This is a genomic window from Streptomyces sp. NPDC029674 (assembly GCF_044903205.1).
Lineage (GTDB): Bacteria > Actinomycetota > Actinomycetes > Streptomycetales > Streptomycetaceae > Streptomyces.
Genome location: NZ_JBJDPY010000016.1, coordinates 61,518 through 77,260 on the forward strand (window position 1 = coordinate 61,518; position 15,743 = coordinate 77,260).

A 15,743-nucleotide genomic window follows, 5' to 3' on the forward strand; every position below is an offset into this window, starting at 1 on the left:
ACCGGGAGCGCCGTTGATGCTTTGTGGCAGCCAGTTGTTCCGCGCCCGACCGCAGCTGACGTGATGGCCGCGTCCTCCGGCGGGACGGCCGCGCCCTCCTCCGGCGCGGGCGTCGGCCCCGACCCGATCGCCGTCGTCGGAATGGCCTGCCGGCTGCCCGGAGCGCCCGACCCGGCCGCGTTCTGGCAGCTGTTGAGCGAGGGCCGCAGCGCGGTGAGCGCCGCGCCGCCCGAGCGGCGGCAGGCTGATTCCGGCCTGCACGGGCCGGGCGGCTACCTGGACCGGATCGACGGCTTCGACGCGGACTTCTTCCGCATCAGCCCCCGCGAGGCCGTGACGATGGACCCCCAGCAACGGCTGCTCCTCGAACTGAGCTGGGAGGCCCTCGAGGACGCGGGCATCCGGCCGCCCGCCCTGGCGCGCAGCCGCACCGGCGTCTTCGTCGGCGCGTTCTGGGACGACTACACCGACGTCCTGAACCTCCACGCGGCCGGTGCCGTCACCCGGCACACCATGACCGGCGTGCACCGCAGCATTCTGGCCAACCGCATCTCGTACGCCTACCACCTGGCCGGACCCAGCCTCACCGTCGACACCGCGCAGTCCTCCTCGCTCGTCGCCGTCCACCTGGCCTGCGAGAGCCTGCGGAGCGGCGAGTCCGAGATCGCGTTCGCGGGCGGCGTCAACCTCATCTGCTCGCCGCGGACAACCGAGCTGGCCGCGGCCCGCTTCGGCGGACTCTCGGCCACGGGCCGCTGCCACACGTTCGACGCCCGCGCCGACGGGTTCGTACGCGGCGAGGGCGGCGGCCTCGTGGTGCTCAAGCCCCTCGCGGCGGCGCGGCGCGACGGCGACACCGTGTACTGCGTGATCCGGGGGAGCGCCGTCAACAGCGACGGTACGACCGACGGGATCACCCTGCCCAGCGGGCAGGCACAGCAGGACGTGGTGCGCCTTGCGTGCCGCCGGGCGCGGGTCACGCCGGACCAGGTGCAGTACGTCGAACTGCACGGCACCGGCACGCCCGTCGGGGACCCGATCGAGGCCGCCGCGCTCGGCGCCGCGCTCGGACAGGACGGTGCGCGCACCGTGCCGCTGGCCGTCGGCTCCGCCAAGACGAACGTCGGCCACCTCGAAGCCGCCGCCGGGATCGTCGGGCTGCTCAAGACGGCCCTCAGCATCCACCACCGGCAGCTCGCGCCGAGCCTCAACTTCACCACCCCCAATCCGGCCATCCCGCTGCCCGAACTGGGTCTGGCCGTACAGCGGGAACCGGCCGACTGGCCGCGCCCCGAACAGCCCCTGATCGCCGGGGTGTCCTCCTTCGGCATGGGCGGCACCAACGCTCACCTCGTCGTGTCGGCGGCGGCGCCCGAATCCGCGTCCGTGCCGACGTCGGGATCGGGGGCAGGATCGGTGTCGGTGTCGGCGTCGGCGTCGGTGTCGGCGTCGGTGTTGGTGCCGACGCCGTGGCCGGTCAGCGCTCACAGCGCTGCCGCGCTCCGCGCCCAGGCCGACCGCCTGCGGACGCACCTCGCCGCCCGCCGCCCCGCCCCCGACGCCCCCGACGCCGCCGATGTCGGCCACGCGCTGGCCACCACCCGCGCACCCCTCACCCACCGCGCGGTCCTGCTCGGCGGCGACACCGCCGAACTGCTGGGCTCTCTCGACGCGCTGGCCGAGGGCGCGGAGACCGCTTCCGTGCTGGGCGGCGAAGCGGACACCGACGGCAAGGTGGCCTTCCTCTTCAGCGGTCAGGGCGCCCAACGCGCGGGCATGGGACGGGAGTTGTACGCCGGGTTCCCCGTCTTCGCCGACGCCCTCGACGAAGCCTTCGCCGCCCTGGACGTCCATCTGGACCGCCCCCTGCGCGACATCGTCCTGGGTGACGACGCCGAACAGCAGGCCCTCCTCGACCAGACCGCGTACACCCAGCCCGCGCTCTTCGCGATCGAGACGAGCCTGTACCGGCTGGCGGCCTCCTTCGGTCTGCGGCCGGACTACGTCCTCGGCCACTCGGTCGGCGAAATCACCGCCGCTCACGTCGCCGGCGTCCTCTCGCTGCCGGACGCGAGCGCTCTGGTGGCCGCCCGAGGCCGGCTCATGCAGTCGGTCCGGGCGCCCGGTGCGATGGCCGCGTGGCAGGCAACGGCGGACGAGGCTGCCGAACTGCTCGCCGGACACGAGCGGCACGTCACCCTGGCCGCCGTCAACGGCCCCGACTCCGTGGTCGTCTCCGGCGACCGCGACACCGTCGGCGAACTGACCGCCGCCTGGCGCGGCCGCGGCCGCAAGGCCCACCACCTGAAGGTCAGCCACGCCTTCCACTCGCCGCACATGGACTCCGTCCTCGACGAACTGCGCGCCGTCGCCGCCGGGCTGACCTTCCACGCGCCGGTCATCCCCGTCGTCTCCAACGTCACCGGCGAGCTCGTGGCCGCGACCGGTACCGAGCAGGGCGACCCCGAATACTGGGCGCGGCATGCGCGCGAGCCCGTGCGGTTCCTGGCCGGGGTGCGGGGGCTGTGCGAGCGCGGAGTGACGACGTTCGCCGAGCTCGGACCGGACGCGCCGCTGTCCGCGATGGCCCGCGCGTGCTTTCCCACTTCCTCGGCTTCTGATCCCGCTTCCCCGGATTCCTCTTCCGCGGGCCGGAGTGGTCCGCGCCCCGCCGCCATCGCCGCGTGCCGTCGCGGCCGCGACGAGGTGACCACGTTCCTGACGTTCCTGGCCCAGGCGTACGTCCGAGGCGCCGACGTCGACTTCACCCCGGCGTACGGCGCCCGCACCGGCGCCCGCCGATTCCCCCTCCCCACGTACCCCTTCCAGCGCGACCGTCACTGGCCCGACGCCGCCGAGCCGCAGGGGCATGTCGCGCCCGGTCGACGGGAGAGTGTGCGCGAGCGAGAGAGTGAGCGCGAGACGGAAGGGCCTGGGACCGGACCCGGGACCGGGTCCGGGCTCGGGGAGCGGCTCGTCGGGCTTTCCGTGGCCGACCAGGAGCGCGTACTCCTCGGGCTCGTCGCCAAACACGTGGCCGTCGTGCTCGGAGCCGCCTCGAAGACGGTCGCAACCGCCCGTACGTTCAAGCAGTTGGGCTTCGACTCGATGGCCGCCGCCGAGCTGAGCGAACGGCTCGGCACGGAGACCGGCCTGCCGCTGCCCGCCACCCTCACCTTCGACCACCCGACCCCGCTGGCCGTCGCCGCGCACCTGCGCGCGCAGCTCACCGGTACGGCCGCCGCGGTCGTCGGCTCCGCGTCCGGCACGGGCGGCCCCGGCACCGTCGACCCCGGCACGGACCGGGACCCGATCGCCATCGTCGCCATGAGCTGCCGCTACCCCGGCGGCGCGGGCTCGCCGGAGAAGCTGTGGCGGCTGGTCGCGGACGGCGCCGACGCGATCGGCGAGTTCCCCACCGACCGCGGCTGGGACCTCGCGCGGCTCTTCCACCCCGACGCCGACCGGTCCGGCACCAGCTACACCCGGCAGGGCGGATTCCTCTACGACGCCGCCGACTTCGACGCCGAGTTCTTCGACATCAGCCCGCGCGAGGCACTGGCCGTCGACCCCCAGCAGCGGCTGCTCCTCGAATGCGCCTGGGAGGCCTTCGAACGGGCCGGCCTCGACCCCCGGACGCTGAAGGGCAGCCCCACCGGCGTGTTCGTCGGCATGACGGGACAGGACTACGGCCCGCGCCTGCACGAACCGTCCCGGTCCACCGACGGCTATCTGCTGACCGGCAGCACGCCGAGCGTGGCCTCGGGCCGCCTGTCGTTCAGCTTCGGCCTCGAAGGGCCCGCCCTGACGGTGGACACCGCCTGCTCATCGTCGCTGGTCACGCTCCATCTGGCGGCGCAGGCGCTGCGGCGCGGCGAGTGCGATCTGGCCCTGGCCGGCGGCGCCACCGTCCTGGCCACACCGGGCATGTTCACCGAGTTCTCGCGCCAGCGGGGCCTGGCCCCCGACGGCCGCTGCAAGCCGTTCGCGGCGGGCGCGGACGGCACCGGCTGGGCGGAGGGCGTGGGCCTGGTCCTTCTGGAACGCCTCTCCGAGGCGCGCCGCAAGGGCCACGAAGTCCTCGCGGTGATCCGGGGCTCGGCGGTCAACCAGGACGGCGCGAGCAACGGCCTGACCGCACCCAACGGCCCCTCGCAGCAACGCGTCATCCGCACCGCGCTCGCGGCGGCCCGGCTCACCGCGGACGAGGTGGACGCGGTGGAGGCACACGGCACCGGCACCACGCTCGGTGACCCGATCGAGGCGCAGGCGCTGCTGGCGACGTACGGGCAGGGCCGCCCGGAGGACCGTCCGTTATGGCTCGGTTCGGTGAAGTCGAACATCGGCCACACACAGGCTGCCGCGGGCGTCGCGGGCGTCATCAAGATGGTGCTGGCCATGCGCCACGAGCAACTCCCCGCCACCTTGCACGTCGACGAGCCGAGCGGACACGTGGACTGGTCATCGGGCGCGGTACGCCTGCTGACCGAGCCCGTCGCCTGGCCGCGCGGCGAACGTCCGCGCCGCGCCGCGGTGTCGTCCTTCGGAATCTCCGGCACGAACGCGCACCTGGTCCTGGAGGAGGCCCCTCAGGGACCACCACCTGAGGAGGCACCCGTCCCGGCGCCCGCCCAGCCGGATGGGGTGCTGCCGTGGGTGGTCTCCGGGCGGACCGAAGCGGCACTGCGCGAACAGGCCCGCCGCCTGCGGGAGTTCGTGACCGCGGACGCGGCCGCGGCTTCCCCCGCGGAGGTGGGCAGGGCGCTGGTCACCACCCGGTCGGTGTTCGAACACCGGGCTGTGGTGGTGGGGCGTGACCGGGACGCGTTGACGGCCGGCCTGGCGGCGCTGGCCGCGGGTGAGGCGTCGGCGGATGTGGTGTCCGGTGTCGCCGGGGACATAGGGCCGGGACCGGTGCTGGTGTTCCCGGGGCAGGGGTCGCAGTGGGTGGGCATGGGTGCCCAACTGCTCCGCGAGTCGGCGGTGTTCGCGGCACGGATCGAGGAGTGTGAGCGGGCGCTGTCGGCGCACGTGGACTGGTCGCTGAGTGAGGTGCTGCGCGGGGACGGGAGCGAGCTGTCCCGCGTGGAGGTCGTCCAGCCGGCGCTCTGGGCGGTGATGGTGTCGCTCGCCGCCGTGTGGGCGGACCACGGCGTCACCCCGGCCGCCGTCGTCGGACACTCCCAGGGCGAGATCGCCGCGGCGGTCGTGGCCGGTGGGCTCACCCTGGAGGACGGTGCCAAGATCGTGGCGCTGCGCAGCCGCGCGCTGCGGCAGCTCTCGGGCGGGGGAGCCATGGCCTCCCTCGGCGTGGGCCAGGAACAGGCCGCGGAACTCATCACCGGGCATCCCGGAGTCGGGATCGCCGCCGTCAACGGACCGTCGTCGACGGTCATTTCAGGCCCGCCCGCGCAGGTCGCCGCAGTCGTAGCCGACGCCGAGGCGCGCGAGCTGCGCGGCCGCGTCATCGACGTGGACTACGCCTCGCACAGCCCGCAGGTCGACGCGATCACCGACGAACTGACCCACACGCTGACCGGCGTCCGGCCCGTCGCGGCCCCGGTGGCGTTCTACTCGGCGGTGACCGGGACCCGCGTCGACACCGAAGGCCTCGACACCGACTACTGGATCACCAACCTGCGCCGCCCGGTCCGGTTCGCCGACGCCGTCACCGCGCTCCTCGCCGACGGCCACCGGGTCTTCATCGAGGCCAGCAGCCACCCGGTCCTCACGCTCGGCCTCCAGGAAACCTTCGAGGAGGCCGGGGCCGACGCCGTCACCGTCCCGACGCTGCGTCGCGAGGACGGCGGCACGGCACGCCTGGCCCTCTCGCTCGCCCAGGCCTTCGCCGCCGGGTGCGGGGTGAGGTGGGAGAACTGGTTCCCGGCCACCGGCGCGGCGCTGGTTGGATCCTCGCCCACGTCCACTCTGGAGCTGCCCACGTACGCCTTCCAGCGGCGCAGGTACTGGCTGGAGGCCCCCGCCGGCACCCAGGACGCGGCCGGCCTGGGCCTCGCCCCGGCGGAACACCCGCTTCTCGGGGCGGCCACCGAGGTCGCCGACGGCGACATCCGGCTCCTCACCGGCCGTATCAGCAGGCACAGCCACCCCTGGCTCGCCCAGCACACCCTCTTCGGCACCGCGGTCGTGCCCGCCTCCGTCCTCGCGGAGTGGGCGCTGCGCGCCGCCGACGAAGCCGGCTGCCCGCGCGTCGACGAGCTCGCGCTGCGGGCCCCCCTGGTGCTGCCCGAGACCGCGGGCGTGCAGGTGCAGATCGTGGTGGGGCCGGCCGACGCGGAGGACGGGCGCCGCGAGTTCCACGTCTACGCACGCCCCGACGACGAGGGTTCCCCTGCCGGGACCGACGCGCCCTGGACCTGCCATGCCGCCGGCCAGCTCGTCACCGAGCCCACCGGTAGGCCCGCGCATGTCTTGCCGGACGCGGTGTGGCCGCCGTCCGGCGCCGAGCCCGTCGACCTGACCGACTTCTACGAACGGGCCACCGCGACCGGCGTCGGCTACGGGCCGGTCTTCACGGGACTGCGCGCCCTGTGGCGGCGGGACGGCGAGCTGTTCGCCGAGGCGGTGCTGCCGCAAGTGGCGCCCGAAGCGGGCGGCTTCGGCATTCATCCCGCGCTCCTCGACGCCGCGTTGCAGCCCGCGCTCCTCGGCGATCCGCCGACCGGGGGCGAGGGCGGGGATGCCCAGGTGTGGCTGCCGTTCACGCTGACCGGTGTGACCCTGTGGGCGACCGGCGCCACGTCTGTACGCGTCCGGCTCACCCCGCTGGACGACGCGGCGGCCGACACGTCAGCGGAAGGACGCACGTGGCGGGTCGGCGTGAGCGACCCCACCGGCGCGGAGGTGCTGACCTGCGAGGCCCTGGTCGCGGTGGCGGCGGGGCGCGGGGACTTGCGGGGCGCGGGGGAGCGGGCGGCGGAGCTGTACGCGATGGAGTGGGTGCCGGTGCCTGCTGCGGCGGGTGCGGGTGAAGGTGCCGACCCCTCGGGCTGGGTCTGTGTCGGTGCCGGTGAGTTGCAGGACTTGGATGCTCTGTGCGCGGCCGTGGATGGCGGAGCTCCGGTGCCGCCTGTCGTTCTGGCCACCGTTACGGCGACGGGTGAGGAGGCCGCCGACGCACCGGACGTACTCGCTGCGCTGGACGTGGTGCGGCGGACCGGCGCGCTCCTCGAACGTTGGCTCGCCGACCCGCGACTCGCCGACGCCCGTCTGGTGGTGATCACGTGCGGCGCGGTTGCCACGGGTGACGGTTCCCTCCCCGACCCGGCCGCCGCCGCGGTACGGGGGCTGGTCGAGCAGGCGCAGGTCACGCATCCCGGCCGCTTCGTCATCGTCGACACCGAGGCCGGTATCCGGGTGGACGACGCCTCCCTGGAGCAGGCCGTCGCCACGGCACTCGACACCGACGAACCGCAACTCGCCCTGCGCGCGGGCCGCGCCTTGGTGCCGCGCCTCGTCGCGCTCCGGGACACGTCGACCACCGACGAAGCGCGTCCACTGGACCCGGACGGCACCGTACTGCTCACCGGCTCGTCCGGTGCGACGGTGGCCGCGCTCGCGGAACACCTCGTACGCACGGGGCAGTGCGGGCAGCTGTTGCTGCTGTCCGGCGACGGTGAATTGGCGGAAAGGGTCGAGGAGTTGCGGGGCCTTGGCGCCACCGCGCACCTCATCGCCGCCGACCCGGCGGACCCGGCCGCGCTGGCCGAAGCGGTGGCCGCCGTCGACGCGGAGCACCCGCTCACAGGGGCCATCCACGTGGTCGGAGGCGCAGAACCCGCAGACGCCGCAGAAGAGGTAGGTGCCGCAGAAGCGGTAGGTGCCGTGGACGCGAGTGACCTCGGTGCCTCGGCAGACGGGGCGTTCGCCGAGACGTGGTCGTCGAGCGCCGGCGCAACCGCCGCCCTGCACACCGCGACCGCCCACCTCCCCCTGGCGCTGTTCGCCGTCCTGTCCCCGGCAGGCGCGGACCTGGGCATTCGGCGGTCGCCGGCTGCCGCCGGGGCCGAGGCGTTCAGCGCGGCCCTTGCCTTGCGGCGGCACGCCGCCGGGGCAACGTCGACAGCGACCTCCACGACCGGAACGACGGGCGTAGCCCTCACCTACGGTCCGTCCGTCGCGCCGAGGCCCGGTATCAAGGAGACGGTGCCCGGCCAGGTCCCCGCGCTGCTCGACGCCGCTCGCGCGCACGGCGGTGGCGTTCCGCTGCTCGGGGCCCGGCTGGCCCCGCGTGCCCTCGCCGCCGAGGGCGCCGCCACGGTGCCCGCCCCGCTGCGCGCGCTGGTCACGGCCGCCGCGCCGGCCCGGCGTACCGCCGCCGACCGCACACCCCCCACGGACTGGCCGGCCCGGCTGGCCGCCCTGTCCACCGCCGAACAACACCGGCTGCTCGTCGATGCCGTACGTACCCACGCCGCCGCGGTCCTCGGCCGCACCGACCCGGAAGCGCTGCGCGGGGACGCCACCTTCAAGCAGTTGGGCCTGGACTCGCTGACCGCCGTCGAGCTGCGCAACCGGCTTGTGCGGGACACCGGCCTGCGCCTGCCCACCGCCCTCGTCTTCCGCTACCCGACCCCCGCGGCGATCGCCGCACATCTGCGCGAGCGGCTGACCGGCCCCAGCGAGACATCCAAGGGGAGCGCGCCCGCAGGTCTCCCCACCGCTCCCCTCACCGGTCCTCCCTCCTCAGGCGCCGTGCTGAGCGACCTCACCCGCATGGAGAACGCGCTGGCCGCGCTCGCCGCCCAGCTGTCCCACGGAGAGACGGGCGAGATCACCACCCGGCTCGAAGCGCTCCTCACACGGTGGAAGACCACGAACGCCACCACGAACGCCACCACGGACGACGACGGCAAGGACGACGCCGCCGACCGGCTCAAGGCCGCGTCCGCCGATCAGATCTTCGACTTCATCGACAACGAGCTTGGTGTCGGGCACGGCACCTCGCGCGTGACCCCCACTCCGAAGGCCGGGTGACCGCACATGGCGAGCGAAGAGCAACTGGTCGAATATCTGCGCAGGGTGACCACCGAGCTCCATGACACGCGTCGGCGCCTGGTGCAGGAGGAGGACCGCAGGCAGGAGCCGGTGGCCCTGGTCGGCATGGCCTGCCGCTTCCCCGGCGGCGTGGCCTCTCCGGAGGACCTCTGGGACCTGGTCGCCGCCGGCAAGGACGCCATCGAGGACTTCCCCACCGACCGCGGCTGGGACCTGGACGCGCTCTACCACCCGGACCCGGCCGCCTACGGCACCAGCTATGTCCGCCACGGCGGATTCGTGGACGACGCAGGCTCCTTCGACGCCGACTTCTTCGGCATCAGCCCGCGGGAAGCGCTGGCGATGGACCCGCAGCAGCGGCTGATGCTGGAGACGTCCTGGGAGCTGTTCGAGCGCGCCGGCATCGACCCCGTCTCCCTCAAGGGCAGCCTCACCGGCGTCTACGCCGGGGTGTCCAGCGAGGACTACATGTCTCAACTGCCCCGTATCCCCGAGGGGTTCGAGGGGCACGCCACCACCGGCAGCCTCACCAGCGTCATCTCGGGCCGGGTGGCGTACAACTACGGCCTGGAAGGCCCGGCCGTCACCGTCGATACGGCCTGTTCCGCCTCGCTCGTCGCGATCCACCTGGCGGCCAACGCGCTGCGCCAGCGCGAGTGCGACCTGGCCCTCGCGGGCGGCGTGCTCGTGCTGTCCAGCCCGCTGATGTTCACCGAGTTCTGCCGCCAGCGGGGCCTTGCCCCCGACGGCCGCTGCAAGCCGTTCGCCGCCGCGGCCGACGGCACCGGCTTCTCGGAGGGCATCGGTCTCCTCCTCCTGGAGCGCCTGTCCGACGCCCGCCGCAACGGTCACAACGTCCTGGCGGTGATACGGGGTTCAGCAGTCAACCAGGACGGCGCGAGCAACGGCCTGACCGCGCCCAACGACGCCGCGCAGGAACAGGTCATCCGCGCCGCCCTCGACAACGCCCGCCTCACCCCCGCCGAAGTGGACGCCGTCGAAGCGCACGGCACCGGCACCAGGCTGGGCGACCCCATCGAGGCCGGAGCGCTGCTCGCCACCTACGGTCAGCACCGCGACCGGCCCCTCCTCCTCGGCTCCCTCAAATCCAACATCGGCCACACCCACGCCACCGCGGGCGTCGCCGGCGTCATCAAGACCGTCATGGCGATCCGCAACGGTCTCGTCCCCGCCACCCTCCACGTCGAGGAACTCAGCCCGCACGTCGACTGGGACGCGGGCGCGGTCGAGGTCGTCACGGAGCCCACCCCGTGGCCCGAGACCGGCCACCCGCGACGCGCGGGTGTGTCCGCGTTCGGGATCTCCGGGACGAACGCGCACCTGATCCTGGAGGAGGCGCCTCAGGAACCATCCGAGGAGGCGCCCGTCCCGGCGCCCGCTCAGCCGGGTGGGGTGGTGCCGTGGGTGGTGTCCGGGCGGACACCGGACGCGTTGCGCGAACAGGCCCGGCGCCTTGGTGAGTTCGTGGCGGGTGACACGGAGGCGCTGCCGGCCGAGGTCGGCTGGTCCCTGGCCACGACGCGGTCGGTGTTCGAGCACCGGGCTGTGGTGGTGGGGCGTGATCGGGATGCGCTGACCGCTGGTCTGGCGGCGCTGGCCGCGGGCTCGGGCGAGGCTCCGGCGGGTGTGGTGTCCGGAGTTGCCGGTGATGTGGGTGCCGGGCCGGTGTTGGTGTTTCCGGGGCAGGGGTCGCAGTGGGTGGGCATGGGTGCCCAACTCCTTGACGAGTCGCCGGTGTTCGCGGAACGGATTGCTGAGTGTGAGCGGGCGCTGTCGGCGTACGTGGACTGGTCGTTGACGGAGGTTCTGCGCGGGGACGGCAGCGAGCTGTCCCGGGTCGAGGTCGTGCAGCCCGTGCTGTGGGCGGTGATGGTTTCGCTGGCTGCTGTGTGGGCCGATTACGGGATCACTCCGGCTGCTGTGGTGGGGCATTCGCAGGGTGAGATGGCTGCTGCGTGTGTGGCGGGGGCGCTGTCGTTGGAGGATGCGGCGCGGATCGTAGCGGTACGCAGTGACGCGCTCCGGCAGTTGCAAGGGCACGGTGACATGGCCTCCCTGGGCACCGGCGCGGAGCAGGCCGCCGAGCTGATTGGTGACCGGCCGGGAGTGGTCGTCGCAGCCGTCAACGGGCCTAGTTCAACAGTCATTTCGGGGGCGCCGGAGAATGTCGCGGCCGTGGTGGCCGACGCCGAGGCCCGTGGTCTGCGTGCCCGGGTCATCGACGTGGGTTACGCCTCCCACGGCCCCCAGATCGACCAGCTCCACGACCTGCTGACGGAACGCCTGGCCGACATTCGGCCCGCGAGCACGGACGTGGCGTTCTACTCCACGGTCACCGCCGAGCGACTGGCGGATACGACGGCGCTGGACACCGACTACTGGGTGACGAACCTCCGCCAGCCCGTCCGTTTCGCGGACACCATCGAAGCGCTGCTGGCTGACGGCTACCGCCTGTTCATCGAGGCCAGCGCGCACCCCGTGCTGAGCCTCGGCATGGAGGAGACCATCGAGCGGGCGGACGTCTCCGCCACCGTCGTCCCTACCCTCCGCCGCGACCACGGGGACGCTCTCCAGCTCACCCGCGCCGCAGCCCACGCCTTCTGCGCTGGTGCCGAGGTCAACTGGCGGCGCTGGTTCCCGGCCGACCCCACCCCTCGTACCGTCGACCTCCCCACCTACGCTTTCCAGCGCCGCCGCTACTGGCTGGCCGACTCCGTGCAGCGCAACAGCGGCGGGGAGTCGGGCGGTTCGGGGCACGCGCAGTTGCCGACCGTTGTCGCCCTCGCCGACGGGGGAGTGGTGCTGAACGGCCGGGTGTCGGCCGAGGGCGGTGGCTGGCTGGGTGGGCACGTGGTGGCCGGGACGGTCATCGTGCCGGGCGCGGCGTTGGTCGAGTGGGTGTTGCGGGCCGCTGATGAGGCGGGTTGCGCGACTCTTGAGGAGTTGACGCTGCAGGCGCCGCTGGTGCTGCCCGAGTCCGGTGGGATGCAGGTCCAGGTGGCCGTGGGTGCGGCCGACGAGCGGACCGGCCGTCGCGACGTACACGTGTATGCGCGGCCTGAGCAGGACGCCGCGGCGGTGTGGACGTGTCATGCCGTCGGTGAGCTCGGGCGTGAGCCGGTGGCGCGGCCCGCGCCGCAGGGCGGGCAGTGGCCTCCGGCGGGGGCCGAGCCCGTGGAGGTGAGCGGCTTCTACGAGGAGGTCGCCGCCGTCGGCTACGAGTACGGTCCGGCGTTCCAGGGGCTGCGTGCGATGTGGCGGCTCGGCACGGAGCTGTTCGCCGAGGTGGAGCTGCCCGAGCAGGCCGGTTCGCCGACCGGTTTCGGGGTTCATCCGGCGCTGCTGGATGCCGCCTTGCATCCGTTGCTCGCGCAGCGGGGGCAGGACGGTGCCGGAGCCGGGGCCGGGAACGCGTCCGTCGGCGGGCAGGTGCTGTTGCCGTTCACCTGGAGCGGCGTTTCGCTGTGGGCCACCGGGGCCACCACCGTGCGGGTGCGGCTCGCCGGCCTGGGCGGCGGCGACGAGGAGACCGTGTCGCTGACGGTGACCGATCCCGCCGGTGGGCCCGTGGTGGACGTGGCGGAGCTGCGGCTGCGGTCGACCGGGGTCCAGCAGGTGCGGGGCGCGGCAGGGGCCGGCGCGGACGGGCTCTACGAGCTGCGGTGGACGCCGCTGCCCGTACCGGTCCCGTCGGACGGTCGCGGTACGGCCGACGACCTGACCGGCTGCGCGGCGCTCGGCACACTGGTCGCCGACCCGGGGCCTGACATCGACCTGGAGTACTACCCGGGCGTGGGCGCGCTCGCCGACGTGACCGCACCGCCCTCCGTCCTCCTGGCCCCCGTGGACCCTGAGACCACCGGCGAGGGCGGACTCGCCCTGACCGGGCGGGTGTTGCGCGTCATACAGGAGTTCCTGGCCGCTCCGAGTCTGGAGCAGACACGGCTGGCCTTCGTGACCCGGGGCGCGGTGGACGCGGTAGGCGCGATCGACACCTCAGACCCCACAAGCACAGCCGAACCCGCAGCCACCGCCGACCCGGCAGTCGCCGCCGTCTGGGGCCTGGTGCGCAGCGCGCAGTCGGAGAACCCCGGCCGGTTCGTGCTGATCGACACCGACACGCCCCTCGACCGTACGTCTGTGACCACCGTCGTCGACGCGGTGCGGTCTGCCGTGGAGGCGGACGAGCCGCAACTCGCGCTGCGCGGGGGGCGCACGCTCGTCGCGAGGTGGGCGCGGGCCGAGGAGTCCGGGCCGGCCGGCCCGACCGGGCTGACGGGACCTGCCGGAGCGCGGGCGTGGCGGCTGGTGGGCGGGCGGTCCGGGACGCTGGACGCCGTCACGGCGGAAGCCTGCGACGACGACGCGCTGCGTCCGCTGGAGCCGGGCCAGGTCCGGGTCGCCGTCCACACGGCAGGCGTCAACTTCCGCGACGTACTGATCGCTCTGGGCATGTATCCCGACCCGGACGCGGCGCTCGGCACGGAGGCGGCCGGTGTGGTGACCGAGGTCGGTCCCGGCGTCACGCGCCTGTCCGCCGGGGACACCGTGATGGGCATGCTGGACGGCGGCGCCTTCGGCCCGTGGGCCGTCGCCGACGCGCGCATGCTGGCGCCGGTCCCGGCCGGTTGGGACACCCGGCAGGCGGCCGCCGCCCCCGCCGCGTTCCTGACGGCCTGGTACGGGTTGGTGGAGTTGGCGGGTCTGAAGGCGGGCGAGCGTGTGCTGATCCATGCCGCTACGGGTGGTGTGGGGATGGCGGCGGTGCAGATCGCCCGTCACTTGGGTGCGGAGGTGTTCGCCACTGCCAGTCCGGCCAAGCATGCCGTGCTGGAGGAGATGGGCATCGACGCCGCGCACCGGGCCTCCTCCCGGGACCTCGCCTTCGAGGAAGCGTTCCGGCACGCCACCGACGGCCGTGGCGTGGACGTCGTACTCAACAGCCTCACCGGTGAACTCCTCGACGCGTCCTTGCGGTTGCTCGGCGGCGGCGGGCGGTTCGTGGAGATGGGCAAGAGTGATCCGCGCGAGCCCGAGCTGGTCGCACTGGAGCACCCCGGGGTGTCGTACGTCGCCTTCGACCTGGTCGCCGACGCCGGGCCCGAGCGGCTCGGGCGGATGCTCGACCGGCTCGGCGCGCTCTTCGCCGAGGGGGCGCTGGTGCCGCTGCCGGTCACCGCGTGGCCGCTGGGACGGGCGCGAGAGGCGTTCCGGCACATGAGCCAGGCGAAGCACACCGGCAAACTCGTACTCGACGTGCCCGCGCCGCTCGACCCCGACGGCACCGTCCTCATCACCGGCGGCACCGGCACCATCGGGGCCGCCGTGGCCGAACATCTGGCGCGTACCGGTGAGAGCAGGCATCTCCTCATCGTCAGCCGCAGCGGGGCAGCCGCCGACGGCGCCGACGAACTGGCCTCTCGTATCGCCGAGTTCGGTGCAGAAGTCACGTACGTCGCAAGCGACTTGAGCGAACCCGGAGCCGTCGACGCGCTGATCGCCGGGATCGATCCGGCGCATCCGCTGACCGGCGTCGTGCACGCCGCCGGAGTGCTCGACAACGCCCTGATCGGCTCGCAGTCCCCTGAGTCCCTTGCCCGTGTGTGGGCGGTCAAGGCCGGCATCGCGCGCCAACTGCACGAGGCCACGCGGGAGATGCGGCTCGGGATGTTCGTGATGTTCTCCTCCTTCGCCTCCACCATGGGCACCCCCGGGCAGGCCAACTATGCCGCCGCCAACGCCTACTGCGACGCGCTGGCCGCGCACCGACGTGCGCGAGGGCTCGCCGGACTGTCCGTGGCGTGGGGGCTGTGGGAGACCACCAGCGGCCTGACCGGGACGCTGTCCGCGGCCGACCGGGCCCGCATCGACCGGTACGGCATCAGGCCGACCAGCGCGGCCCGCGGCTGCGCCCTGCTCGCCGCGGCACGCGCCCACGGGCGCCCCGACCTGCTCGCCCTGGACCTGGACACCCGTGTCCCTGCCGCGTCCGACGCCCCCGTCCCCGCCGTGCTGCGCACCCTGGCGGCCGGGGCGGCCTCGGGCACCGCCCGCCCACGGCCCACCGCGGCCACCGCCGGCGGAACGGGGTCCGGCGGGGCCGCGCTCGGTGGGGCGGCCGACTGGTCAGGGAGGCTCGCCGGCCTCACCGAGGACGCACGAGTGGACCTCCTCACCGAGCTGGTGTGCACCCACGCGGCCGGCGTCCTCGGGCACGCCGACGCGGGCGCGGTGCAGGTCGACGCACCCTTCAAGGAGCTCGGCTTCGACTCGCTGACCGCCGTCGAACTGCGCAACCGGCTCGCCGCCGCGACCGGTCTGAAGCTGCCCGCCGCGCTGGTCTTCGACTATCCGCAGGCCCGCGTTCTCGCCGCCCACCTGGCGGAGCGGCTCGCCTCGGAGACCGCGCGGGCCGCAAGCGGTGCCGGTGGTACCGGTGGCGCGGGGGGTGACGTGACCGCTCAGGTCCTGCACGAAGTGGCGCGGGTCGAGCACGTCCTGTCCGCCGCCGTCACGCAGGGTCTGGACCAGGCAGCCGTCGCCGCCCGCCTGGAGGCGTTGCTCGCCCGCTTCGCGGCGGCGGGAGGAGCCACAGGTGGCGGAGCCGACGGGGACAGCGACGGCGACGGCGCGGTGGACCAGCTGGAGTCGGCCACCGCCGAGCAAGTACTGGACTTCATCGACAACGAACTCGGGGTGTGAGC

General features: G+C 73.9%; 2 protein-coding genes. Both read left to right on the plus strand.

Annotation, left to right across the window (positions count from 1 at the left end; translation table 11 throughout):
- Window positions 1–63 precede the first annotated feature (63 nt).
- Window positions 64–8,997, plus strand: coding sequence for a beta-ketoacyl synthase N-terminal-like domain-containing protein (locus ACI2L3_RS31595; protein ID WP_404755820.1), 8,934 nt, complete (start codon window positions 64–66; stop codon window positions 8,995–8,997).
- 6 nt (window positions 8,998–9,003) lie between these two features.
- Window positions 9,004–15,741 carry an SDR family NAD(P)-dependent oxidoreductase gene (locus ACI2L3_RS31600; protein WP_404755821.1) on the plus strand — a complete coding sequence of 2,246 codons (6,738 nt, stop codon included), beginning with the start codon at window positions 9,004–9,006 and terminating at the stop codon, window positions 15,739–15,741.
- The last annotated feature ends 2 nt before the right edge of the window (window positions 15,742–15,743 follow it).

Coding starts and splice junctions, on each gene's coding strand:
- ACI2L3_RS31600 (WP_404755821.1), top strand. CDS start 9,004: ATGGCGAGCGAAGAGCAACTGGTCGAATATCTGCGCAGGGTGACCACC.
- ACI2L3_RS31595 (WP_404755820.1), top strand. CDS start 64: ATGGCCGCGTCCTCCGGCGGGACGGCCGCGCCCTCCTCCGGCGCGGGC.